21 protein-coding genes are annotated in these 24731 nt (G+C 71.2%); 12 read left to right on the top strand and 9 right to left on the bottom strand.

Going from position 1 to position 24731, the window contains the following annotated elements; translation table 11 throughout:
• Positions 1-204 precede the first annotated feature (204 nt).
• Both ACH4DZ_RS29905 and ACH4DZ_RS29910 read right to left on the bottom strand, forming a co-directional pair.
• The gene (locus ACH4DZ_RS29905; RefSeq protein ID WP_398290494.1) at positions 205-477 is read right to left on the bottom strand and encodes a hypothetical protein; all 273 of its coding nucleotides are present in this window, start codon (positions 475-477) and stop codon (positions 205-207) included.
• A complete protein-coding gene (locus ACH4DZ_RS29910) occupies positions 470-823 on the bottom strand; it encodes an ArsR/SmtB family transcription factor (RefSeq protein ID WP_398290495.1) in 354 nt (117 codons plus the stop codon). The genes ACH4DZ_RS29905 and ACH4DZ_RS29910 overlap by 8 nt, the downstream gene beginning before the upstream one ends.
• 244 nt (positions 824-1067) lie before the next feature.
• Here ACH4DZ_RS29910 and panD point away from each other — a divergent pair, with 244 nt between their 5' ends.
• Together panD and ACH4DZ_RS29920 are read left to right on the top strand one after the other, a co-directional pair.
• Positions 1068-1490: an aspartate 1-decarboxylase gene (gene panD / locus ACH4DZ_RS29915; RefSeq protein WP_398290496.1), complete on the top strand. Its 423-nt coding sequence runs from the start codon at positions 1068-1070 to the stop codon at positions 1488-1490.
• Between the two features lie 81 nt (positions 1491-1571).
• Entirely contained in the window at positions 1572-1916 is a 345-nt protein-coding gene (locus ACH4DZ_RS29920; RefSeq protein ID WP_398290497.1) for a GNAT family N-acetyltransferase, read from the top strand.
• A gap of 765 nt (positions 1917-2681) precedes the next feature.
• On the opposite strand, the gene gndA is transcribed toward ACH4DZ_RS29920, so the two are convergent.
• Entirely contained in the window at positions 2682-4121 is a 1440-nt protein-coding gene (gndA, locus tag ACH4DZ_RS29925; RefSeq protein WP_398290498.1) for an NADP-dependent phosphogluconate dehydrogenase, read from the bottom strand.
• A 317-nt stretch (positions 4122-4438) separates the two neighbouring features.
• Here gndA and ACH4DZ_RS29930 point away from each other — a divergent pair, with 317 nt between their 5' ends.
• Positions 4439-5629, top strand: coding sequence for a transglycosylase family protein (locus tag ACH4DZ_RS29930; RefSeq protein ID WP_398290499.1), 1191 nt, complete (start codon positions 4439-4441; stop codon positions 5627-5629).
• Here ACH4DZ_RS29930 and ACH4DZ_RS29935 read toward each other — a convergent pair.
• A complete protein-coding gene (locus ACH4DZ_RS29935; protein ID WP_398290500.1) occupies positions 5619-7148 on the bottom strand; it encodes a DMT family transporter in 1530 nt (509 codons plus the stop codon). The genes ACH4DZ_RS29930 and ACH4DZ_RS29935 overlap by 11 nt on opposite strands.
• Before the next feature lie 239 nt (positions 7149-7387).
• On the opposite strand from ACH4DZ_RS29935, the gene ACH4DZ_RS29940 reads away from it, so the two are divergent.
• The 6 genes from ACH4DZ_RS29940 to ACH4DZ_RS29965 all read left to right on the top strand — a co-directional run bounded on the left by ACH4DZ_RS29940 (position 7388) and on the right by ACH4DZ_RS29965 (position 16438).
• On the top strand, positions 7388-8176 hold the full coding sequence (locus ACH4DZ_RS29940) for a (2Fe-2S)-binding protein (RefSeq protein WP_398290502.1): 789 nt from the start codon (positions 7388-7390) through the stop codon (positions 8174-8176).
• A 37-nt stretch (positions 8177-8213) separates the two neighbouring features.
• On the top strand, positions 8214-9365 hold the full coding sequence (glgA, locus tag ACH4DZ_RS29945; protein ID WP_398290503.1) for a glycogen synthase: 1152 nt from the start codon (positions 8214-8216) through the stop codon (positions 9363-9365).
• Between the two features lie 51 nt (positions 9366-9416).
• On the top strand, positions 9417-10637 hold the full coding sequence (glgC, locus tag ACH4DZ_RS29950) for a glucose-1-phosphate adenylyltransferase (protein WP_398290504.1): 1221 nt from the start codon (positions 9417-9419) through the stop codon (positions 10635-10637).
• Positions 10638-10808: 171 nt separating this feature from the next.
• Entirely contained in the window at positions 10809-13262 is a 2454-nt protein-coding gene (locus tag ACH4DZ_RS29955) for a GH92 family glycosyl hydrolase (protein WP_398290506.1), read from the top strand.
• A 98-nt stretch (positions 13263-13360) separates the two neighbouring features.
• Entirely contained in the window at positions 13361-14749 is a 1389-nt protein-coding gene (locus tag ACH4DZ_RS29960) for a wax ester/triacylglycerol synthase family O-acyltransferase (protein ID WP_398290507.1), read from the top strand.
• A 192-nt stretch (positions 14750-14941) separates the two neighbouring features.
• The gene (locus ACH4DZ_RS29965; RefSeq protein WP_398290508.1) at positions 14942-16438 is read left to right on the top strand and encodes an SDR family NAD(P)-dependent oxidoreductase; all 1497 of its coding nucleotides are present in this window, start codon (positions 14942-14944) and stop codon (positions 16436-16438) included.
• A 185-nt stretch (positions 16439-16623) separates the two neighbouring features.
• Here the strand turns inward: ACH4DZ_RS29965 and ACH4DZ_RS29970 are convergent, their stop codons facing one another.
• The 4 genes from ACH4DZ_RS29970 to ACH4DZ_RS29985 all read right to left on the bottom strand — a co-directional run bounded on the left by ACH4DZ_RS29970 (position 16624) and on the right by ACH4DZ_RS29985 (position 19792).
• The gene (locus ACH4DZ_RS29970) at positions 16624-17382 is read right to left on the bottom strand and encodes an SDR family oxidoreductase (protein ID WP_398290509.1); all 759 of its coding nucleotides are present in this window, start codon (positions 17380-17382) and stop codon (positions 16624-16626) included.
• A gap of 87 nt (positions 17383-17469) precedes the next feature.
• The gene (locus ACH4DZ_RS29975) at positions 17470-17955 is read right to left on the bottom strand and encodes a hypothetical protein (protein WP_398290665.1); all 486 of its coding nucleotides are present in this window, start codon (positions 17953-17955) and stop codon (positions 17470-17472) included.
• A 119-nt stretch (positions 17956-18074) separates the two neighbouring features.
• Positions 18075-18707 carry an MBL fold metallo-hydrolase gene (locus tag ACH4DZ_RS29980; RefSeq protein ID WP_398290510.1) on the bottom strand — a complete coding sequence of 211 codons (633 nt, stop codon included), beginning with the start codon at positions 18705-18707 and terminating at the stop codon, positions 18075-18077.
• Positions 18704-19792 carry an S-(hydroxymethyl)mycothiol dehydrogenase gene (locus tag ACH4DZ_RS29985; protein WP_398290511.1) on the bottom strand — a complete coding sequence of 363 codons (1089 nt, stop codon included), beginning with the start codon at positions 19790-19792 and terminating at the stop codon, positions 18704-18706. Before ACH4DZ_RS29985 ends, ACH4DZ_RS29980 begins: the two co-directional genes overlap by 4 nt.
• Positions 19793-20218: 426 nt before the next feature.
• Here ACH4DZ_RS29985 and ACH4DZ_RS29990 point away from each other — a divergent pair, with 426 nt between their 5' ends.
• On the top strand, positions 20219-20389 hold the full coding sequence (locus tag ACH4DZ_RS29990) for a hypothetical protein (protein ID WP_398290512.1): 171 nt from the start codon (positions 20219-20221) through the stop codon (positions 20387-20389).
• A 136-nt stretch (positions 20390-20525) separates the two neighbouring features.
• Complete coding sequence (locus ACH4DZ_RS29995; protein ID WP_398290513.1) at positions 20526-21011, top strand: GNAT family N-acetyltransferase; 486 nt, start codon at positions 20526-20528, stop codon at positions 21009-21011.
• Between the two features lie 79 nt (positions 21012-21090).
• Here the strand turns inward: ACH4DZ_RS29995 and ACH4DZ_RS30000 are convergent, their stop codons facing one another.
• Positions 21091-22485 (bottom strand): amidase, encoded by a 1395-nt coding sequence (locus ACH4DZ_RS30000; protein WP_398290514.1) that lies wholly within the window; start codon positions 22483-22485, stop codon positions 21091-21093.
• A gap of 405 nt (positions 22486-22890) precedes the next feature.
• Between ACH4DZ_RS30000 and ACH4DZ_RS30005 the strand changes: the two genes are divergently transcribed.
• Positions 22891-24723, top strand: a complete 1833-nt coding sequence (locus tag ACH4DZ_RS30005) for a family 20 glycosylhydrolase (protein WP_398290515.1) — start codon at positions 22891-22893, stop codon at positions 24721-24723.
• Positions 24724-24731: the final 8 nt, after the last annotated feature.

Consider the following 24731-nt stretch of genomic DNA (forward strand, 5'->3'; position numbering starts at 1 on the left):
TGCGAGAACTCGCCTACGGCGAGGTGGAGCGCTCTTCCATACCTGGGCCGACGAGTTGCCGCTCGTCGGCCCGGGGTCGTTCTGCGGTGTCGCGTCGAGATCGCTGCTCGACCGCTACTCGATCTTTATTCGGCGCCCAACTCGGCGCCCAACTCGGCGCCCAACTCGGCGCCCAATCGGCGCTCAACCGGCGCCCGTTTCGTGCTACTCGGTCTCCTTGAGGATTCGTTCCACGCCGTCCAGCCGGTTCTGCATGTCCTCAAGCCGTGAGTTGACCGTCTCCAGCTGGCGTAACAGCGTCTGCTGTGTCTTCGCGCCCTCCTCGGACAGGGCCCGGTAGTCCGACTCGCGGGACAGCAGCGCCTTGGCGCGGGTGGTGGTGGCGCGCTTCCAGATGAGGACCACGATCACGGACGTGGCCAGGATGAAGACTCCGATGATCGCGGCTACGGCCTGCCACTGGTACTCGTCATCCATCGGATGACTCCTTTCGTCCGGTCTGTGATCCATCACGAGGAGGCAGTGTGAGGGTCTGCGCGGCGTCCGCGATGGTCTCCGGGGTGAGGAGGACCGTGAAGGGGGTCACCTCGTAGTACTTCATTGCTTTCCCGTCCTCCGAGAGCTGAAGTTCAGCCGTGACCAGCTCGGCCGCCTCCAGCTTGCGGAGGTGCACCTGCAGCAGGGCGCGGCTGATACCCAGCTCCCGAGCCAACTCGCTCACATAGCTGCGCTTGCCTGAGAGTGCCGCGACGACACGCATACGGTGCGGATTGGCGAGCGCCGACGCAGCCCGCAGCATGTGGTCGCCATTCATCCTCCGCATACCAGCTCCTTGCTCGTGCTAAGAAATACTTGCAGGTGCCTGCGGATAGTGCAACCCCTGTCTACGTGTGCGGCGCGGGGCGCGGGCCCGAGTGCCACCGGCCGTCGCTCCCGCCGCCGTTGTACGGCAACCGCCGTCCCGTCGGCTGGGGGAGCTGCCTGGACACGCGACTCGTTGTAGGGTGTGGAAACAGCCCTTGACCTGCAAAAACGCAGGCAGGGAGCCTAGTTCTGGGAGTGCCTCCATGTTGCGCACCATGTTCAAGTCCAAGATCCACCGTGCCACCGTCACCCAGGCCGACCTGCACTACGTCGGCTCCGTCACCATCGACGCCGATCTCCTCGACGCCGCCGACCTGCTGCCCGGCGAACTGGTCCACATCGTCGACATCACGAACGGTGCCCGTCTGGAGACGTACGTCATCGAGGGTGAGCGCGGATCAGGGATCATCGGGATCAACGGCGCCGCGGCCCACCTCGTGCACCCCGGCGATCTGGTGATCGTCATCAGTTATGCCCAGGTCTCCGATGCCGAGGCCCGTGCGCTGAAGCCGCGGGTCGTGCACGTGGACGGGGGCAACCGGATCGTGACGCTCGGCTCGGACCCGTCCGAGCCGGTACCGGGCTCGGACCAGCAGCGCAGCCCGCAGGCCGTCCCGACGGCCTGACCTGCACCGCGCCCCGACCTCACAGCCGCACCCGCGCCCGTACCCGCACCGCACCAGCACCAGCACCCACGAGGAGAATCCATGAGTGAGATCACCATCCGCGACGACCGGGGCCGCGGGCTCCTGGAGGCGTACTCCGGTGACGAAGTGGCGGGTCGCATCGAGTACTTCGTCCTCGAAAGCCCCGGCCGCGCCCTCGTCCCGGTGCACACCACTGTGGAGCCCGCCCATGAGGGCAAGGGCGTCGCGGGCTCCCTCGCCCGTGAGCTGTACGCGATCTCCGAGCGTGAGGGCGTGCCGGTCGCGCCGCTCTGCCCGTACGTCGTGAAGTGGGCCGAGCGGCACCCTGAGGAGGCGCCGGTGGCTGACCCCGCGTTGCTGAGTGCGGCCAAGGGGTGGCTTGTGGCGCATCCCGGCCGGTTCTGAGCGGCCCATGTGCGGCCCCTGTGCGGGGGCGGTTCTCGTAGTGCGGGACGGTGGGGGCTTGTCGCGCAGTTCCCCGCGCCCCCGAAAGGGAACGGCCCCTGAAAGGGCACGGCTCCCTGAAGGGGCCACATGGGCCCCGTTCGGTCCGCGACGGAGTGAGTGGGTGCGCGGGGCACGGGTAGGCGGGGGAGAAGTCCAGAGCCGACGTTCCCTCTGGCTGGAGGACATGATGACGCAACCGTTCCCCGATCCCGTGCATCCGGATCCCACGCCCGGCCCAGGCCCGGACCGACCGCAGCCCTTCCCGGAACCGGACCCGGTGCCGGCCCCGAAGCCCCGCCCGGTCCCCGGGCCGCCCCCGCGCCCGGCCCCAGGCCCGGACCCGACCCCGCCCCCGGAGCCCCAGCCGGACCCGCTCGGCTGAGAGCGCCCCAGAGCCGGGGGGGGGGGGGGGGGGGGGGGGGGGCCGGGCCCCCCGCGCGCGCGGGGGGGGGGGGGGGGGCGGGGGGGCGCGCCCCCCCCCCCCCCCCCCCCCCCCCCCCCCCCCCCCCCACCCCCCGGGGGGCCCCCCCCCCCGGGCCCCCCCCCCCCCCCGCGCCCCCCCCCCCCCGCCGCCCGATGCGCCGCGCGTCCGCCCCCCCCCCCGGGGGGGCCCGGGGGGCCCGGCCCCCCCCCGGCGCCACCGGCTCTGTCTTCAGGGGCGCGGGGAACTGCGCGACCGGCCCTCACCCCGCAACGAACCGCCGGTTCCCCAGCCCCCAGCCCTCAGCCGGAGACCTCGGACCGGTCCCCGCCCCACAGCGTGTGGAACGAGCCCTCCCGATCGGTCCGCCGATACGTGTGCGCACCGAAGAAGTCCCGCTGCCCCTGCGTGAGCGCGGCGGGCAACCGTTCGGCGCGCAGCGCGTCGTAGTACGCCAGGGCCGCCGCGAACCCGGGCGTCGGCACCCCCTGCTGCACGGCGGAGACGAGCACCGCGCGCCAGTCGTCCTGCGCCGCCGCGATCTCCTGGGCGAACGTGTCGTCGGAGAGCAGACTCGGCAGATCCGCGCGCGCGTCGTACGCGGCCCGGATCCGGTCGAGGAACGCCGCCCGGATGATGCAGCCCCCGCGCCAGATCGAGGCGACCGCGCCCAGGTCGATGTTCCAGTCGTACTCGGCGCTGCCGGCCGAGACCTCGTGGAAACCCTGCGTGTAGGACACGATCTTCGACGCGTACAGCGCCTGCTCCACCTGGTCGGCGAAGGCCGAGGCCTCCGACTCGCTCAGCGCCGACGCCGAAGGACCTGCGAGCCCGCGGGAGGCCTCGCGCAGCGCGCTGTGGCCAGACAGCGACCGGGCGAAGACCGCCTCGGCGATGCCCGACACCGGTACGCCCAGGTCCAGCGCGATCTGCACGGTCCAGCGGCCCGTGCCCTTCTGCTCGGCCTGGTCCTGGACGACGTCCACGAACGGCTTGCCCGTCGCCGCGTCCACGTGCGACAGGACCTCGGCGGTGATCTCGATCAGGTACGAGTCGAGCCGTCCGGTGTTCCAGGTGCGGAAGATGTCGGCGATCTGTGCGGGGGAGTAGCCGGCCACGTCACGCAGCAGCTGGTACGCCTCGCCGATCAGCTGCATGTCGGCGTACTCGATGCCGTTGTGCACCATCTTCACGAAGTGCCCGGCGCCGTCGGGGCCGACGTGGGTGACACACGGCGAGCCGTCCTCGGCCTTCGCGGAGATCTTCTCCAGCATCGGGCCCAACGACTCGTACGACTCGACTGGACCGCCCGGCATGATGCTGGGGCCGTTGAGCGCGCCCTCCTCGCCGCCGGAGATGCCCGCGCCGACGAAATGGATGCCCTGCTCGCGCAGCTCGCGCTCCCGGCGGCGGGTGTCCGCGAAGTGCGCGTTGCCGCCGTCGATGATCATGTCGCCGGGCTCCAGGAGCGGGGCGAACTCCTGGATCACCGCGTCGGTCGGCTCGCCGGCCTTCACCATGATCACCAGACGGCGGGGCCGCTCCAGCGCGGCCACGAACTCCTTGGCCGTCTCCGTCGCGATGAAGTCGCCCTCACTGCCGAACTCCTCCACCAGCGCGTGCGTGCGCGCCGCCGTCCGGTTGTGCAGGGCGACGGCGTATCCGTTCCGCGCGAAGTTACGGGCGAGATTGCGCCCCATCACCGCGAGTCCCGTGACGCCGATCTGCGCTGAGTTGCTCATACGGTTTGGCTCCTAAGATCCTGAATCAGTGGTGCCGGTCCTGCCCGCCAGTATTGACCCACTGACCATCCTGACTTGCCGGTTCTCCGACCGCACATCCTGCCTTGCCGACGTTGTGTACGCAGAAGAGGCGTCCTCGCCTCAGCCTTCCGGCGAACTTCACCCCCGTACCTGCCACCGGCATGGACACCAACCATCGCGAACGAAGGTGCATTCCTGGTCACTTGGCGGGATAGGGCGGCTGATTGCCCTCTTGTCATGGCCTGTTAGGAGCGTTTACTTTTGCCGCTCCTGACGCTTGTTTAGGGGGCACCTTCATGGCCGTACGCGGTCGGCACCGCCGGTATCAGCCCAACAGGATCAACCGCGCGTCACTCACTGTCACGGTGGGCGGTGCCGGAATGGCGATACCGCTCATCGGAACCGGCGTCGCGAACGCGGCCGATGTGGACACCTGGAACAAGGTCGCCGCCTGTGAGTCCACCAGCAACTGGCACATCAACACGGGCAACGGCTACTACGGCGGGCTCCAGTTCAGCCGGTCCACCTGGGAGGCCTACGGCGGCAGGGCCTACGCGGCCCGCGCCGACCTCGCCACCAAGGACCAGCAGATAGCCGTCGCCGAGAAGGTCCTGGACGGCCAGGGGCCGGGCGCCTGGCCCACCTGCTCGCAGCGGGCGGGGCTCACGCGCGGTGGCGACAGCCCCGATATCAGCCCCTCGGGCACGTCCACGCAGACCACCAAGCGCAAGGTCGACGTACAGCCGCAGACCACGCCCCAGTCCCGGGCCGGCACCGCCGAGATGTACACGGTCGTCCACGGCGACACGCTCTCCGAGATCGCGGGGACCCGCAAGATACCCGGCGGTTGGCGGCAGTTGTACGACGCCAACCGCAGGACCGTCGGCGCCGACCCGGATCTGATCGTTCCCGGCCAGCGGTTGAGTCTGCACACCACTGCGCCCGGTTCGAAGGGCACCTCCACGTCGTCGTCCGACAAGGCGCAGACGAAGGACAAGAAGGATAGAAAGGACAGGAAGAGTAAGAAGGAGAAGGTAGAGAAGGCCGAGGAGAAGGTCGAGAAGAAGACCCACTCGGTCACGCACACGCTCACCGCCCCGGTGAGCGCGAGCACCGGCACGCCGTACCACGCCGCGGGTTCCTCCTGGTCGAAGGGCTACCACACGGGCGTCGACTTCCCGGTGCCGACCGGTACGTCCGTCAAGTCGGTCGGGGCGGGCAGTGTGGTGGCCGCCGGTTGGGGCGGATCCTTCGGCTACCAGGTGGTGGTCCGGCACGGCGACGGCCGCTACACCCAGTACGCCCACCTGTCCGCGATCTCCGTGAAGGCCGGGCAGAGCGTGGGAGCCGGCCAGCGCATCGGCCGCTCCGGGTCCACGGGCAACAGCTCGGGCCCGCATCTGCACTTCGAGGTGCGGACGGGGCCCGGTTTCGGCAGCGACGTCGATCCGGTCGCCTATCTGCGGGCCGGCGGCGTCAGGATCTGACGCAGGAGCGCAGCGCCATCGGGGCGGGCAGCAGGGGCAGGAACGGAAGGCCGTAGTAGGGGCCTTCCGGCCACGTCACCTCGTCCGAGCCGTCCGGCACGTCGCCGGGCGGCGGGGGCCCGTTGGACCCGGGCGGCGGCACGAGGGCCGCCTCGCGCCGGGCGGCGAGCATCCCGGCCGGAGCATGCGACTCCTCCCGGCCACCAGGTACCGCGGCGCCGGACGCGCCCGCTTCCTCACGACGCACCGCGCTGCCGGGTGCCGCGCCTGCCGTACCGGACGCGCGCGCCTGCTCACGTACGCCATGGCCCGCGTGCGCGGCCGGTGCGAGTGGCTCTCCCCGCACCGCAGGCACCGTGAACGATTCCTCTCGTACGCCCGTTCGTACACCTGTCGGCGTATACGCCTTGTCCCGCATTCCCGAGGGCACCCGCCGCTCGGCGGAGGCCGAAGAGGAGACCGAAGCAGAGGCCGCGGCGGAGGTGGAAGGGGTGACGGCGGTCCGCTCGGGAGGAAAAAGCGTGGCGGCCTGCTCGAAGCGGCTCGTCGCGGCCTCCGGAGCCGCTGTCCGGGACACGTCCTGGATCGCCGAGTCCTGGTCCGTGCCCTGGACCGCGTCCGCAGCCATGGGCGCCGCTCCGGAAACCGAGGGAACCGACGCGGCGGGCGCGACCGGCCGCGTACGCTCCGAGCCGCTGATCCGCTCCGTGGTGAGCAGGATCAGACCGCCCGCGGCGACGACCCCGCAGCCGAGGGCGAGCATCGTGCCCGTCTCGCCGTAGCGGAACGTCTCGCCGAACATCGTGAGACCCACCGCGGCGGCCACGATCGGGTTCACGACGGTCAGCGTGGCCAGCGGGGCCGCGAGTCCGGCGCCCCGGTAGGAGGCCTGCGACAGCAGCATTCCGGCGGTCGCCAGAACGCCGATCACGGCGAGGCTCGGCAGGTCGGCGAGCGCGACGCCGCCCGTCCAGTCCACCGCGACCGTCTTCGTGAACACCGAGGACATACCGAAGGCGGCGCCCGCCGCGATCGCCAGCAGCACACTGCGCACGGCCGGATGCCGGTGCGCCGCGCGGGCCGCCGTCATCAGCGCCACCACCGCACCGCCGGTGACCAGGGCCACCACGACGCGCTGGGTGCTGTTCAGGGACTGCGAGTCGGTGGTGCCGACCAGCGCCAGGATTCCGGCCAGACCGACCGTCGCCATGATCGCGCCCCGCCAGGCGGCCGCCCCGGCCCTGCGGCGGACGAACACGGCGGCCATGGGCAGCGCGAACACGATGGTCAGCGCGCCCAGCGGCTGGACCAGGCTGAGCGGCCCGTAGGCCAGCGCCACGACGTGCAGCAGTCCGCCGAGCGCGTTGAGACCGACCGCCGCCCACCAGGCGAGCTGGCGCATGGGGGCGTACGTGCGGTCGGGCGTGGTCGCCGCGACGCGTTCCTGCACGATGGCCCCGCCCGCGTAGGCGACGGCGGAGACGAGGGAGAGCACCACAGAAAGCACTAGTGCGCTCATGTGTCTCTCCTCTGCGTGTGGCGGACGCGCTCCGGCGGCTGAAGAGTCCGGTGCGGCGAACGGTCGGCTTCCATGGTGATGACGATCCCTTGCGAAAGGTCCCGTGTCGTCGTACCTGAGCAGTCATTGGGTCCTACTGCCGATGGAGTACGTCTTGACCGGAGTCCTCCCCAGGTCGGGTGACACGAAGTACAACCCGCCCTCCGGCGCCGTTATGCCCCTTGGTGTACTTGTTCTTCGTGAATCTTGATCCGGACCTCGATCGGCTCGCCGCTCTCGAAGGTTTCTTCGCCCTGCGCACGGGCCGGCCGCGCCCGCGCGCCGGACGGCCGCCGCTGCCGACGCTCGCCGAGGTCTACGCGACACCGAGCGTCACCGACGCGCCGGATCCCTCCGGGCCGGATCACGAGGATCACGACGGGGTGGATCCGCTCACCTTCCGTGTCCGCAAGGTCGTGCGGCTGCTGGCCGCGCCGGAGGTGCGCGTCGGGGTGTCCGTGGCGCAGCAGGGGCTCGCCGCCCGGCTGTGGTCCGTGGCCCTGGGCGCGGCCGTGCTCTACGGCCGGGTACCCGACCTCGACCCCCGCCTGCTGCACTGGGACGTCGACGGCAGCGCCCCCGACGACCTGTGGCTGGCGCGGGTGCGCGCGCTGCCCGGCGACGCGGCGACGATCCGGCGGCTCGTGCACCACGGCCACCTGGAACCCCTCTCTGCGGCGCTGCGGGCCAGGCACCCGGTGGCCGCGGGGCTGCTGTGGGGCAACGCGGCCTCCGCGCTCGCGAGCACCGCGCGCCTGCTCGACGGCTGGGCCGCCGCTCACGGCCGTACGGACGTACGCGATCGAGTGCGGGCGCTGACCGCCGAACTCCTCGGCCACCCCGACCTGAGGGACACCGGGACCCTGGACGGAACCGGCTTCCGCCGGCGCAGTTGCTGCCTCTATTACCGGGTACCCGGCGGCGGGGTGTGCGGCGACTGCTGCTTCACGGAGGCACCGCGCTCTTCCCCAACCGACCCATGTGGGTGACCATGTGGGAACCAGCCGCAGAGACAGGGGGTTCCGGGTGCGTGTGGGACTGCTGACCCGCGAGTATCCGCCGGACGTGTACGGCGGAGCGGGAGTCCATGTCGAGTTCCTCGCCCGGGAGCTGAGGCCCCTCACCGACCTGGGCGTGCACTGCTGGGGCGAGGGCGCCGGCGGCGGGGTGGTCCGGCACCGGCCCTGGCCCGTGCTCGACGGCGCCAACGACGCCTTGCGCACCTTCTCCGTGGACCTCTCCATGGCTGCCGCGCTGGAGGACCGCGACCTCGTCCACTCGCACACCTGGTACGCCAACCTCGCCGGTCACCTCGCGAAGCTGCAGTACGGCATCCCGCACGTCATGACCGCCCACTCGCTGGAGCCGCTGCGCCCCTGGAAGGCCGAGCAGCTGGGCGGCGGTTACGCCCTGTCCAGCTGGGCCGAGCGCACCGCGATCGAGTCCGCCGACGGTGTGATCGCCGTCTCCGGGGCCATGCGCGAGGACATCCTCGGCTGCTATCCGTCCCTGGACCCCGCCAGGGTGCACATCGTGCACAACGGCATCGACACGAGCCTCTACCGCCCGGACCACGGCACGGACGTCCTGGAGCGGCTCGGCCTCGACACCTCCCGGCCGTACGTGCTGTTCGTGGGCCGTATCACCCGGCAGAAGGGTGTGCCGCATCTCCTGCGCGCGGTGCGCGACATCGACCCCGCCGCACAGGTCGTGCTCTGCGCGGGCGCGCCGGACACCCCCGAGATCGACCAGGAGTTCCGTGTGCTCTTCGAGGAGCTGAGCCGGGTCCGTGAGGGAGTGCACTGGATCCCGCAGATGCTGCCCCGCCCCGAGGTCATCCAACTCCTCACCCACGCCGCCGTGTTCGTCTGTCCCTCGGTCTACGAGCCGCTCGGCATCGTCAACCTGGAGGCGATGGCCTGCGGAACCCCGGTGGTCGCCTCCCGGGTCGGCGGCATCCCGGAGGTCGTTGAGGACGGCGAAACCGGGGTACTGGTGTCCGTGGACGAGGACTTCGAGACAGGACTCGCGCAGGCGCTGGACTCGGTCCTCGGGGATGCCGGGGCCGCCCGGCGGATGGGCGAGGCCGGACGGCAGCGCGCGGTGGGGGAGTTCGGCTGGGATGCCGTCGCCCGGCGCACGGTCCGGCTCTACGAGGAGATCCTCAAACAGGCGTAGTCCGGCCTGCTCGAAGGCAGGCCCGGATCAATGAGGGTTAGGGGAGCGGCCATGCGTCGTGGTGGACCTTCGGTGCTCGGGATCGTGCTGGCGGGCGGGGAAGGCAAACGCCTGATGCCCCTCACCGCGGACCGTGCCAAACCAGCGGTCACGTTCGGAGGCACGTACCGCCTCGTCGACTTCGTACTGTCGAACCTCGTCAACGCCGACATTCTGCGCATCTGCGTCCTGACGCAGTACAAGTCGCACTCGCTCGACCGGCACGTCACCACGACCTGGCGGATGTCCAGCCTGCTGGGCAACTACGTGACGCCGGTCCCGGCCCAGCAGCGCCTCGGCCCGCGCTGGTACCTGGGCAGCGCCGACGCGATCCTGCAGTCCCTGAACCTCGTGTACGACGAACAGCCCGAGTACGTGGCGGTGTTCGGCGCCGACCACGTCTACCGTATGGACCCGCGCCAGATGCTCGCCCAGCACATCGACAGCGGGGCGGGTGTGACCGTGGCGGGCATCCGCGTCCCGCGGGCGGAGTCGTCGTCCTTCGGGGTGATCACCCCGGGCACGGACGGGCAGACGGTGGAGCGTTTCCTGGAGAAGCCCGCGGACCCGCCAGGACTGCACGACGACCCCGAGTGCGTCTTCGCCTCCATGGGCAACTACATCTTCACCACCAAGGCCCTGATAGAGGCGCTGCAGCGGGACGCCGAGGACGCGAACTCGGTGCACGACATGGGTGGTTCGATCCTCCCCCAGCTCACCGAACGCGGCGAGGCCGGGCTCTACGACTTCAGCGACAACCATGTGCCCGGCGAGACCACCCGCGACCAGGGCTACTGGCGTGACGTGGGCACCCTCGACGCGTACTACGACGCCCATATGGACCTGATCGCCGAGCGGCCCGCCTTCAACCTCTTCAACCGCAGCTGGCCCATCTACACCAGCTCCGGCCAGCTGTCGCCGGCCCGGTTCAACGCGGGCGGCATCGCGAGCGAGTCGATCATCAGCGCGGGCTGCCTCATCCGGGGGCAGGTCACGCGCTCGGTGCTCTCCCCGGGCGTCCTCGTCGACCCCGGAGCCGTCGTCCAGGGCTCGATCCTCCACGACAACGTGCACATCGGCCGGGGCGCGGTCGTGCGCGGCGCGGTCCTCGACAAGAACGTGCAGGTCCCCCCGGGCGCGACCATAGGCGTCAATCCGGAACGGGACAGGGAGCTCTACACGGTCTCCAAGGACGGCGTGATAGCCCTCGGCAAGGGCCAGCAGGTGCCGTAGAGCTGCGCGGCCGTAGGGCCGTACAGGCCAGGAGTGCGGGGGCGCGCGTTGGGCTGCCGGGGTGGCAGCGGCGCGGCCCGCCCACGGAGGTCCGGTGTGCCGGGCGAACCGGGCGGTCTCATGACGTACGAGACCGCCAGGTGACAGCCCGACACGATGGAGGACATCCGTATGCGACGGACCCGACGCCCCGGCCTGCGTACAGCCGCGGTGGTGACCGTCGCTCTGCTGGGGCTGGGCGGCGCCCTCGCGGCCCCCGCCCCCGCCGCCTTCGCGGGAGCGGCCGGGCCGGGCGGGGACCGGCTCACCGATCTGGTGAACCCGTTCATCGGCACCGAGAACGAGGGCAACACCTTTCCGGGCGCCGCGGTGCCCTTCGGCATGGTGCAGTTCTCCCCGGACACGGGCCACAACACCGGCTACGACCACTCCGACACCCGTATCCGCGGCTTCTCGCTCGTGCACCTCTCCGGAGTCGGCTGCCGGATCGGGGGCGACCTGCCGGTCCTGCCCACCACGGGCGAGGTCACCCTGACCGACCACGCGAAGTGCGCCGCCCGCTTCGACCACGCCACCGAGAAGGCGAGCCCCGGCTATTACAAGGTCGGCCTGGAGAACGGTCCCGATGGCGAGACAGACGGCGGCGGTACGGGTCGCGTCGACGCCGAGCTGACCGCGACCGGCCGCACCGGGGTGCAGCGCTACACCTTCCCGGCCACCGACAGGGCGAACGTCCTGCTGAACGCGGGCCAGGCGCTGCACAGGACACTCTCCTCGACCGTGGAGATCCTGGACGACCGCACCGTCCGCACGGCGATCACCGGCAGCGGCTTCTGCCAGGCCGCCACCCGCCCGTACACCGTCCACACGCTCACCCGGTTCGACCGGCCGTTCACGACGTCCGGCACCTGGCGGGGCGACTCCGTCACCGAGGGTTCCACCCGGTCGAGCGGCACGGGACGCGGCGGCGCCTACGTCCGCTTCGACACCACGCGGGACCGTACGGTCGAGGCGACCACCGCGCTGTCGTACGTCGACGCGCGCGGCGCCGCCGTCAACCTCCGCGCCGAGGGCGGCCGTTCCTTCGACCGTGTCCGCGACGACGCCCGGCGGGCCTGGGAGGAGCGGCTCGACGACGTACGGGTGAAGGGCGGGAGCGAGACGCTGCGCCGCACCTTCTACTCGTCGCTCTACCGGTCCTTCCTCGCCCCCAACCTCGGCGACGACGCGGACGGCCGCCACCGGGGCTGGGACCTGAAGGTGCACCGCGCGAAGGGCTTCACCTACTACCAGAACTGGTCCCTGTGGGACACGTACCGCACCCAGGCGCAGCTCCTCGCGCTGCTCGCGCCGCGCGAGTCGCGTGACATGGCACTGTCCGTGCTCACGGTGGGGGAGGAGGGCGGCTGGCTGCCCAAGTGGGGTTACGGGCCGGTCGAGACGAACATCATGACCGGCGACCCCGTCACCCCGTTCCTCACCAACGCCTACCGGCACGGGCTGCTCAAGGGGCAGGAAGAACGGGCCTACCGGGCGCTCAGGAGGAACGCCGACGGCCTGCCGCCCGCCGACTCGCCCGCGGCGGGGCGGGACGCGAACAAGGAGTACATCGCGGGCGGATACGTGCCCACGGTCAAGGGGCGCCCGCACGCCAAACACGGCCACTCGGACTTCGACCACGGGGCGTCGGCGACACTGGAATACGCCCTGTCCGACGCGATGCTCGCCGAGATGGCCCACGACCTCGGACACCGCGCGGACGCCGAGCGCTATGCCGCCCGCGCCCGGAACTATCGGCGGATTCTCGACCCCTCGACCGGCTTCTTCCGGGCGCGGGACGCCTCGGGAGCCTTCACGGGCGACCCCGATCCGGCGAGGAGCACGGGATTCCACGAGGGCACGTCCTGGCAGTACCAGTGGCTCGTCCCGCAGGACCTGCCCGGACTGATCGGCCTGCTCGGCGGCAGACGCGCGGTGAACGAGCGGCTCGACACGTTCTTCGCGTACGAGCGACTTCTGAAGGACCCCGTGCGCACCGCGCGTGAGGTGTGGGTCAACGGGCCGTACGCCTACTACGACGCGGCGCACTACAACCCGCAGAACGAACCCGACCTGATCGCCCCCTACACCTACCTCTCCACCGGGCAGCCGTGGAAGACCACGGACGTGGTGCACGCCGCCCTGACGCTCTTCACCGACGCGCCCACGGGAATGACCGGCAACGACGACCTGGGGACCATGTCCGCCTGGCACGTGCTGTCGTCGATCGGGCTCTTCCCGGTACAGCCCGGGTTCGACACCTGGGGTCTGTCGACGCCGGTCTTCGAGCGGACCGACCTCGTGCTCGACCGCCGCCACCACCCGCTCGGAGCGCTGACCGTGACGGCTCCGGGCGTCCCGGACTCCGGCCGGTACATCCGGTCGGTACGCGCCGACGGCACCGCCCACGACCGTACGTATCTGACGACGGGCGCGCTGCGGGGCATCCGCAATCTGGTCTTCACGGTGGGCCGGGAGCCTTCGCGCTGGGGCACGGGAGCGGACGCGGCGCCGCCGAGGCTGGGGTGCCTCGTGGGCCGCACAGGTCCCGCTCCTGTCACCGGTAGCGGTGGGAGCGGGACTTAATCTGCTGTTAACTGAGCGTAGCTTGATCGTACTTGACCGTAATCGTCCGGTCGGGATTGACTGCTGGCTCACCCGTAGTCGACGCGAGAGCCAAGCCATTGAATGTAAGGCCCTCTGACTCCGACCTTCTCGCACCACTCGACCTGGCGTTCTGGAACATCGAATCGCGCGAGCACCCCATGCACCTCGGGGCGCTGGGGATCTTCGCGGCCGACTCGCCCGCCGCCGGCCGGCACGCGGCCGATCTGCTCGCGGCCCGCGCGGCCGGCGTACCCGGGCTGCGCATGCGGATCCGCGACATCTGGCAGCCCCTCGACCTTCGGCGGGCATCGGGGTTCGACCTGCGCCGACCGCTCGCCTTCGGCGGCGCCGCCCGGGAGGCCGTCCCCGACTTCGAGCCGCTCGACCACGTCCGTCTGCACGCCCCCGCCGCCGACTTCCACGCCGCCGCCGGCGCGATCATGCAACGACCCCTGGAACGCGACAGGCCTCCGTGGGAAGCCCACGTCGTGCCCGGCGTGGACGGCACCTCCTTCGCCGTGCTGTTCAAGTTCCACCACGCGCTGGCCGACGGGCTGCGGGCGCTGACGCTCGCGGCGGCCGTCCTCGACCCCATGGACATGCCAGCGCCCCGCCCACGCTCCGCGGAGCCGGCGCGCGGCCTCCTCTCCGACCTCGTCCCCGATGTGACGAAGCTGCCGGGACTGGTCCGCGGCGCCCTCTCCGACGTGGGTCGGGCCCTCGACATCGGCGCCTCCGTCGCCCGCGCCACCTGGGACGTACGGTCCTCCGCCGCCCTGGTCTCGAAGCCCACCGGCACCCGCCGGGTCGCGGGCGTGGCGGTGGAGCTCGACGAGATCCACACGATCCGCAAGAGCGTGGGCGGCACGGTCAACGACGTCCTCATCGCCGTCGTCGCGGGCGCCCTGCGCCGCTGGCTCGACGAGCGCGGCGACGGCAGCGAAGGAGTGTCGCCCCGGGCCCTGATCCCCGTCTCCCGGCGGCGCCCGCGCACCGCGCACCCGCAGGGGAACCGGCTCTCCGGGTACCTGATACGGCTTCCCGTCGACGACTCGGACCCGCTCGCGCGGCTCGCCACCGTGCGCGCGGACATGAACCGCAACAAGGACGCGGGACCCCACCGGGGCGCGGGCGCCGTCGCCCTGCTCGCCGACCACGTCCCGGCGATCGGCCACCGGCTCGGTATGCCCGTCGTCGGCCAGGCGGCCCGGCTCCTCTTCGACATCCTGGTCACCAGCGTGCCGCTGCCCAGCCTCGGCATGACGCTCGGCGGCTGCCCGCTGACCGAGGTGTACCCGCTCGCCCCGCTGGCCCGAGGCCAGGCCCTCGCGGTCGCGGTGTCGACGTTCCGCGGGCGCGTCCACTACGGCCTCGTCGCCGACGCGGAGGCCGTCCCGGACCTCGACCTGCTGGCCAAGTCGCTGACGCTGGAGGTGGCGGAACTGAACGCCGCCTGCGTGTCCTGAGACACATCCCGCGGGTCCGGTGGATACCCGGAGGGCCGTGTTCCACGGGCCTCCGAGATGCTGGGCACCGGTCCGCGGGAGACCGGTGATCATCGTGGGTTTGGTGCCTTTGCCCTGTGCTCCGTAAAATTCCGCCTTCGAAGGCGAGCGCGGTCGGAGCGCCGCGCGAAAACCCTAGGAACGGCAACGGCGATGACGGTGACACAGGACAGCCCGGCGGCACCCGCCGTGGACACGGCGCAGGCCCCGGACGGTTCGTACGGTCCCGGTATCGACCCGGAGCGGCTGGCCGTCTGCCTCGCCGTGCTCGACGAGCTGGAGAAGATCGACGTCGACCATCCCGACGCGATCGCCGTGCGCCGCGCCACCGCGGGGATCTACCGCTCGGTCAAGCAGCGCCGCCGCCAGGACCGCAGGGCCGCCAAGACCGCCCACGACAAGGCGGTCACCGAGGCCACGGCCACCGGCTCCGCCCAGCGCATCGACGACGAGACCGAGGGCGTCCTGCCGTCGTCCGTCACCGAGGCCGGCGCCATCGCGGGGATACTCCAGCGCCCGCGTTCCTGCTACACCTGCAAGGTCCGCTACACCGAGGTCGACTACTTCTACCACCAGCTCTGCCAGAAGTGCGCGGCTGAGAACCGCGCCCGCCGTGACGCCCGCACCGACCTCACCGGCAAGCGCGCGCTGCTCACCGGCGGCCGGGCGAAGATCGGCATGTACATCGCGCTGCGCCTGCTGCGGGACGGCGCGCACACCACGATCACCACGCGCTTCCCGAACGACGCCATCCGCCGGTTCAAGGCCATGCCCGACAGCGACGAGTGGATCGGCCGGCTGAAGATCGTCGGCATCGACCTGCGCGACCCCGCCCAGGTCGTGGCGCTCGCCGACTCGGTCGCCGCCGCGGGGCCGCTCGACATCCTGATCAACAACGCCGCGCAGACGGTACGGCGTTCGCCGGGTGCCTACAGCGAACTGCTCGCCGCCGAGTCGGGGCCGCTGCCCGCGGGTGAACTGCCGCCCGCGCAGGTCATCGGCACGTTCGGCTCCGGGGCCGTGTCCGCGCTGCCGGTGGCCGGGGGCGGTGCGCTGACCGCGCAGGACGTGACCGACCTCGCGCTCGTCTCCGGCTCCGCCTCCCTGGAGCGGATCGCCGCCGGTACCGCCATCGACGCGGGCGGGCTCGTGCCCGATCTGCACGACACCAACAGCTGGATCCAGGCGGTCGAGGAGGTCACGCCGATCGAGCTGCTGGAGGTCCAGCTCTGCAACTCCACCGCGCCGTTCATCCTCATCAGCCGGTTGCGGGGGGCGATGGCGGCGGCCGAGGCCGGGCGTACGTACATCGTGAACGTGTCCGCCATGGAGGGTGTCTTCAACCGCGGTTACAAGGGCGCCGGGCATCCGCACACCAACATGGCCAAGGCCGCGCTCAACATGCTCACGCGCACCAGTGCGCAGGAGATGTTCGAGAAGGACGGCATTCTGATGACCGCCGTCGACACGGGGTGGATCACGGACGAGCGGCCGCATCCCGACAAGATGCGGCTGGCTGACGCGGGGTTCCATGCGCCGCTCGATCTCATCGACGGGGCGGCGCGGGTGTACGACCCGATCGTGCGGGGTGAACGGGGGGAGGACCTGTTCGGGGTCTTCTTGAAGGATTACGCGCCGGGTAAGTGGTAGTTCGGCTGAGCCGGCTTGAGCGGGGCCCGGGCTGGGGTTTGAGCTGAGGCTCGGGTGCCTGGGGGGCGTGGGGGTCTGCGGGCCCGGTGGGGGCTTGTCGCGCAGTTCCCCGCGCCCCTGAGACGGGGGGCGTTTGTTTTGAGGGTGAGGCCTTGTCGGGGCTTGTCGCGCCGTTCCTCGCGTCCCTAAAGGGTGCGCGCCGCGCGCACCCTTGTTCCGCCGTCCACCAGTAGGTCCGTGCCTGTGATCCACTTCGCGGCGTCCGAGGCCAACCACAGGACTGCCTGGGCTATGTCCTCCGGTTCGCCGAGGCGGCCGAGGGGGAGTCCGGCGGCCGGCTCCTCGTTCGGCCGGTCCCAGACGAAGCGGGCCATCTCGGTGCGTACGAGGCCGGGGGAGACCGAGTTGACCCGGACCCCTGGGGCCAGTTCGCCCGCCAGTTGCCGGGTCAGATGGAGCAGGGCCGCCTTGCTGGTGCCGTAAGCGCCCAGGCCGGGGCCGACGTGTGTCGCTCCCTCGGTGCAGATGTTGACGACCGAGCCGCCGTGCACGCGCATCCAGGCCCGCCACGCGTGCTGCGTCAGCCGCAGCGGGGCCTCGACGTTGACCGTGAACGCCTCGCGCCACCGGTCCGGGTCGGCGTCCATGAGCGGGCCGTAGGGCTGGTTGGTCGCCGCGTTGTTCACCACCACGTCGACACGGCCGTACTCGTCCATCGCCAGCTCGGTCAGCCGGCCCAGGTGAGCCGGGTCGGCCACGGTGCCCGCCAGACCCACGGCGTCGCCCAGGCGCGCGGTGGCCCGGCTCAGCCCGTCGGCGTCCCGTGCCGTGACGCACACCCGTGCGCCCGCCGCCACGAACGCCTCGGCGACAGCCAGCCCGATCCCGCGCGAGGCCCCGGTGACGAGGGCCACCCTGCCCTCGAATCCGTGCGGCGACGTCATCCGCGTACCGTCTCATGACGGTCCGTCAGGCGACAGGGTCCGTCACCGTCGAGCGGGGCCTCGTCGTGGAGTGGGTCCGCGAAGGGGTCAGTCGACCGCGCCCAGGCGGGCGTGCCGGGCCGATACGAGTTCCAGCACCGTGCGCCAGTCCTCCAGCACTCCGGCGTCCAGGCCGGCGGTACGGGCGGACTCGTCGGCCTGGCGCAGAATCAGTACGTCCTCCGTGACCGGACCGTCCGGGGCCGGACCGACGGGGGTCGGCTCGTGCAGCCGGTCCTCCCGCTGGAGGCGTACGAGGCGGGAGACCCGCTCGCCCAGCAGCGGCCGGACCGCGTCTGCCGCGAGGTCGGCGCGGCCGGTGGGATCGCCCGGCCTCAGCAGTTGGCCGACGACGTGCACCAGCCCGGCCACCTGGAGTTCCTTGTCGGCCGGGCGGCTTCGGCGCAGCAGCGCGGCGGTCTGCAGGGCGTGATCGTGCAGATCGACCGGGGCGCCGCCGAGGCAGGCGGTGCCCCGGGCTCCTCGGCAGGCGTGCAGCAGATCCATCAGCTCTTCGACTCCGCGCAGCTCCATGCGCCAGTCCTCCCTGCGGGCGAGAAAGGCCGTCGTCTCGCGCCAGCAGATCATGGCCAGATTTCGATCGGGCCAACGGGAACTGAACTGCGCGCCTGTCCGAAGGCCCGCCGGCTCGTTCAGTGGCCCCTGTCGATCCACTCCTGGAGGTTCGGGGCCTCGGCGCCGACCGTCGTCGTGTCGCCGTGGCCGGTGCGGACCACCGTCCCGGGAGGCAGATCGAGCAGGCGGGTCCTGATCGACTCCACGATCGTCGGGAAGTGGGAGAAGGACCGGCCCGTCGCGCCGGGGCCGCCCTGGAAGAGGGTGTCGCCGGTGAAGACGGTGCCCAGCTCCGGGGCGTACAGGCACACGGCCCCCGGCGCGTGACCCGGCGTGTGCAGGACGGTCAGCTCCACGCCCGCCACGGAGAGCCGCTCGCCCTCGGACAGCGCACCGTCCGGGAGACGGTCCGGGTGCGTCTGCTTCCAGAGCGGGAGGTCGTCCGGGTGGAGCAGGATCGGTGCGCCGGTGCGCGCCGCCAGCGCCGGGGCCGCGTCGATGTGGTCGTTGTGCGCGTGTGTGCAGATGATCGCGCGCAGGGTGCGGGTGCCGAGTGCCTCCGCGATGGCGTCCGCGTCGTGCGCCGCGTCGATGACGACTGCCTCGGTGTCGTCGCCCACGATCCATACGTTGTTGTCGACGTCCCAGGTGCCGCCGTCCAGGCTGAACGTGCCCGAGGTGACCAGGTGCTCGATGCGTGCGGTGGTCACAGCTCCACCACCGATCGCAGGACGTCGCCCTCGTGCATGCGGTCGAAGGCCTGCTCGACGTCGTCGAGCGTGATGGTCTCCGTCACGAATGCCGCCAGGTCCAGCCGGCCCTGCTGATGGAGGTCGATCAGCATCGGGAAGTCCCGCGAGGGCAGGCAGTCGCCGTACCAGGAGGACTTCAGGCTGCCGCCGCGGCCGAAGACGTCCAGCAGGGGCAGTTCGAGCTTCATCTCCGGTGTGGGGACGCCGACCAGGACCACCGTGCCCGCCAGGTCGCGGGCGTAGAAGGCCTGCTTGTACGTCTCCGGGCGGCCGACCGCCTCGATGACGACGTCGGCTCCGAAGCCGCCGGTCAGCTCGCGGATCGCCTCGACGGGGTCCGTCTCCTTGGAGTTGACGGTGTGGGTGGCGCCCATCGTGCGGGCCTTCTCCAGCTTCCGGTCGTCGATGTCGACGGCGATGATCTTCGCGGCGCCCGCGAGGTTCGCCCCGGCGATCGCCGCGTCGCCCACGCCGCCGCAGCCGATGACGGCCACCGAGTCGCCGCGACCCACCCCGCCGGTGTTGATGGCCGCTCCGATGCCGGCCATCACGCCGCAGCCGAGCAGGCCGGCGACCGCCGGGGACACGGACGGGTCGACCTTGGTGCACTGGCCGGCCGCGACGAGGGTCTTCTCGGCGAAGGCGCCGATGCCCAGGGCGGGGGAGAGCTCGGTGCCGTCCTCCAGGGTCATCTTCTGCTTCGCGTTGTGCGTGTCGAAGCAGTACCAGGGGCGGCCGCGCAGACAGGCCCGGCACTGCCCGCACACCGCTCGCCAGTTGAGGACCACGAAGTCGCCGGGGGCCACGTCGGTGACGCCTTCGCCGACGGACTCGACGACGCCCGCTGCCTCGTGGCCGAGGAGGAAGGGGTAGTCGTCGCTGATGCCGCCCTGCTTGTAGTGCAGGTCGGTGTGGCAGACCCCGCAGGCCTGGATCTTCACCACGGCCTCGCCGGGGCCCGGGTCGGGGATGAGGATCGTCCGGATCTGCACCGGCTCGTTCTTGCCGGGGGCGATGACACCGCGTACCTGCTGGGCGGCCATGTCGGGCTCCTTCACATGGACAGTGGGGCGCTGATCATGTTGGCACAGGGCCGGACGAGTGCGTCATCGCCTGTGGACAACCGACGTGGACAACCGGCTGGACAACAAGCGCCGTATGTCGAACGGAGTGTCGACGGGGCGGGCTCGGAGGCCGGATGACTCCAGATGGTTACACCTTGTTTTCAGCCCCATCGAGCGGCGGCCCGCTCATTTGGTTACTCTGTGCGGGACGGACAGCTCATTTGGGTCCCACCCACACCCACGGTCCGTCCCGGGACAAGCCAGTCACCACGGCCTGCTCTCATGCGAGTTGACCGGCGCCACCGCGTCCGAAGTGCCCTTGTTCAGACCCGAGCGGACGCAGGCGACCGACAGCAGAACGGTCCTGTGCGCCCCGAGGGTGACCCGACACATAAGGAGTGCGCGGTGACACCGGAGACGACGAATCTCGATCAAGGCCTCAAGGAACGGACAGAGGTCACGGACCGGGCGGAGAAGCTCGGCAGCCTGGAGGTGTGGGCCAGGTCCGCGCCCATCCGGCTGGCGGGCTACGAGGACGACCTGGCCGAGCCCCACATCCTGCCCAGCGTGGACTGACCGCAGGGCCGGGACCCGCCTGGTAACGGTGGGTGGGTCGGGGCCCGGCCCGCTCCCGTGGTGTCGCAGGTGCCGGTCGGCCTGGGCGGACGGGGCGGCGGGTCCGCGGTCGGCGGGTCGTGCCAGACTCGTATCCATGCTGATCAGAGACGCCGTGGCCGACGACTGGTCGCGGATCTGGCCTTTCTGGCACCGCATCGTGGCCGCCGGCGAGACCTACGCGTGGGACCCGGACACCTCAGCGGAGGATGCCCGGGCCCTGTGGATGGCGCCGGGCAAGCGCGTGTTCGTCGCCGAGGACGAGGTCTCGGGTGCCGTCGTGGGTTCCGCCTACGTCACCCCCAACTACGGCGGCCCCGCGGCCGATGTGGCCAACGCCGGGTTCATGGTCGACCCGGACCGGACCGGCAGGGGCGTCGGTCGCGCCCTCGCGGAACACGTCCTGCGGACGGCCGGGGCCGACGGCTATCGGGCGATGGTCTTCAACGCCGTAGTGGAGACCAACCCGGCCGTGCGACTGTGGACATCCCTGGGCTTCGAGATCGTGGGCACGATTCCGGCTGCCTTCACCCATCCGGCCCACGGCAGAGTCGGCCTGCACGTAATGCACCGAGAACTCTGACGGGGGGCGCCCATGCGCCTTCAGGGGCGCGGGGAACTGCGCGGCCGACCCCCACCGGCCCGCACCCGACCCGCAATCCTTACCCCGCAGCCCCCGCAGCCCCCGCAGCCCCCGCAGCCCCCGCAGCCCCCGCACCCAGCGGAGCTGTCCGCGTCCAGGGCCGCAGCCCCTCCAGCTCCCCGGCGACCTCCAGCAGAGCGCCTTCGCTGCCGGGCCGCCCCACCAGCTGGACAGCCCCCGGCACACCCGACGGCGACACCCCGAACGGCACCACCATCGCCGGCCACCCCGTCAGATTCCACGGCGGAGTCAACGGCGAGTAGTTCGTGTTGACCAGAACATTCCGCAGCCACCCCCGCTTGTGCCACGCGGCCGCGGCAGGCCCCCGCCGGGCCAGCGCGGGCGTGAGCAGGACATCGTGCTCCGCGAAGAAGGGCGCGAGCCGCTCCCGCAGCTGCTGCCGGCGCACACCGGTCCGTACCGAGTCCACGAACCGGCGCCCGAGCCCCGCGTGCACCCGCGTCCGCCGTGCCAGCCGCCGTGGATCGAGCCCCGCCGAGTCCACCGCCGTCCCGGCCGTCCAGTGCGCCAGCGAGGTCGTACCCAGCCACACCGGATACGGCGGGTCCGCGCGACGTACCCGGTACCCCGCGCCGGCGAGCAACCCCGCCGCCTCACGCGCGGCTGCCGCGTAGGGCCGGGTGACGGCGACGCCCGCCAGGGGGCTGCGCACGGAGACGGCGACCGAGAGAGCGGTGGGCTCCCCGGTGCGTACGACGTCCGTGGCGGCCAGTACCGAGAACATCAGCCGGGCGTCCTCGACCGTCGTCGCCAGCGGCCCGTTCTCGGACATACCGAACCAGTCGCCGTGACCGATGCCCGCCGGGATCACACCATGGCCCGGCTTCAGGCCTATCAGGCCGCAGTTGGCGGCGGGTATCCGCAGCGAACCCATGCCGTCGTTGCCGAGGGCCAGGGGCACCATCCCGGCGGCGACCGCGGCCGCGCTGCCGCCGGAGGACCCGCCTGCCGTGCGTGTGGTGTCCCACGGGTTGCGGGCCGTGCCGTACACGCCCTCCGTGGTGCCGAAGACACACAGCTCGGGGACGTTCGTCACGCCCACCACGACGGCTCCCGCCGCCCGCAGCCTGGCCACCGTGACGTGGTCCTCCGCCGCCGGGGTGTCCGGGCTCGCCGCGCTGCCGTTGCGGGTGGACTCGCCGCGTACGGCCAGATTGTCCTTGACCGCCACCGGTACGCCCGCCAGGGGGAGGTCGGACAGGTCCGCCCGGGACGCCACCTCGTCCGCCTCGGTGAGCGCCGCCGCCGCGCGTACGTGGCGGAAGGCGCCCACGCGCGCGTCGAGCAGTTCGATGCGCGCCAGGTGCTCGGCCACCACCTCGCGCGGTGTGACCCGCTTCTCGCGGACGGCGGCGGCTATCTCGGCGGCGGTCCGGCCGGCCCAGCTGGTCACGGTGGCTCCTCGGAGGCTTGGTCCTACTAGATGCTGCTGCTGGGTACTGATGGGGCACTGGTAGGCACTTGTGGGTACTGGTGAGTGCCAGAAGTACTGTGCCCCGGCGCCGGGCTTCCCGTCGAGAGTCGTTCTGCCGGCAGTCGTCGTGCCCGGACGCGCTTGGACATTCGCTGCGTTCCCCTTGGACTTTTGGCGCCTTGTCCTTTCGGTTGTCCGTGCGGAGTGGCAGGTCATCCGACCACTCGCCCGTCTCGGTCCCCACCCCACCCCATTGACATGCCTTGAAGGCGGCTCAATCATCACACCTCCGATGAATGGGAGGTGTCCGTGAGTACGGACGGCAAGAGTGCGTATCCAGGCCGGAGTGCGTCTTCGGGACGGTCCCGGCTGGTCGTCGGTGTCGTGACGGCGCTTCTCCTGCTCGTGGCACCGGTCCCGGTGGCGGGTGCGGCCGAGGCAGGCCGGGCGGCCGATACCGCAGTCCCTGTCACCGTCCCCGCTTTGGCCGACTGGACGCCGGAGACCGGTCATTACGCGTACGAGAGTGGTGGCCGTGGCACACGCCTGGTCGCGGGCGGCAGGGCGGAGCGCCGCGTCGCGGACACCCTCGCCGACGACCTGCGTGCGGCTGGGCGGGGCGGCGTTCCGGTCGTGAGTGGGGGAGCGCGTACAGGTGACATCGTTGTCGACGTTAGGCCCGGCAGAGCCGGGTTGGGGAAGGAGGGTTACGAACTCCGCGTGGGCAAGCGCCTGTCGGTGACCGCCGCCACCGAGGCGGGCGCCTTCTACGGCACCCGGACCGTCCTTCAACTCCTCGCTCAGGGTGACCGGTTGCCCGCCGGCCACACCGTCGACGTGCCCCGGTACGAGGAGCGGGGTGTCGGCGTGTGTGCCTGCTACGTCCACATCACCACGGAGTGGATGGAGAACCTCGTACGCGACATGGCGTACCACAAGCTCAACCAGCTGTTGCTCGAACTGAAGGTGAAGAGCGACGCGCACCCCGAGGCCAACACCTGGGGCTATTACACCAAGGACGAGATACGGCGGCTCGTCGCCCTCGGCGAGAAGTACCACGTCACGATCGTTCCGGAGATCAACTCCCCGGGACACATGGATCCCTGGATCGAGAACCGGCCGGACCTCCAGCTCACCGACTCCGACGGCAACAAGCAGCCTTCGCGGCTCGACATCACGCGCCCCGAGGCCTACGCCTACTACACGAGCCTGATGGACGAGTACGCGCAGGTGTTCAAGGCCGACTCCTGGCACATGGGCGCCGACGAGTACATGCTCGGCTCCGACTTCGCCAAGTATCCGCAGGTCCTGGAGTACGCCCGGGCCGAGTACGGGGAGGACGCCACCCCGCAGGACGCCTTCATCGACTTCGTCAACCGTGTCCACTCCTACGCCGCGGGCAAGGGGAAGCGGCTGCGGATCTGGAACGACGGCCTCACCGGCGCCAACACCGTGCCCGTCACGGCCGGTACGACGGTCGAGCACTGGCTGGACGTGGCGACGAAGCCCAGTCGACTCCGTGCGCAGGGGTACCCCTTGATGAACGCGGCCTATGCCCTCTATCTCGTGCGCGGCGGCTTCCACTCGGACACCAAGGGTCTGTACGAACAGAGTTGGGATCCGCGCAGCTTCGAGGGTGAGAAGCTCGCCTCGCGGGAGGGCGTCACGGGAGCCAAGATCAGTCTCTGGCCCGACAACGGTCGCGGGGAGACCGAGAACGAGGTCGCGGACGATGCCGACCCTGCCCTGCGCCATATCGCCCAGGTCACCTGGGGCACTCCCCACCCGGACGCCACGTACGACCGGTTCACCGCTCGCGCGGCGGCCGTCGGCCACGCACCCGGTCGGCGCGACCTCACCCGCGTGCCGGTCGCGAACGGCACGTACACCCTCCGCTCGGGGGCAGCGAGTATCACCGCGAAGGTCGCGCGCACGCCGGACGGATACGTGACCTTGAAGGCCGTGGACGGCTGCCTGGAGGTGCGCGGCGGCAAGCTCACGCTCAACGTGCCGCTCCAGCCGGGCGTTGAGGTGTCCGAGCAGGCCTGTGACCCCGGGAACACCCTGCAGCGCTGGCAGTTGGCGTCGGTGCGGGGTGGCTATCGGCTTGTCAACGCGATCACGCAGATGGCCGTGCACGTGTCCGATGACGGACGGCTGGCGCAGTACCCGCCGGACCGACCGCGCGCTGCTGTCTGGCAGTTGACCGTCGCGTAACCGGTAGC

Origin of the sequence: Streptomyces sp. NPDC017991 (assembly GCF_044328075.1) — a bacterium.
Classification (GTDB): Bacteria; Actinomycetota; Actinomycetes; order Streptomycetales; family Streptomycetaceae; genus Streptomyces.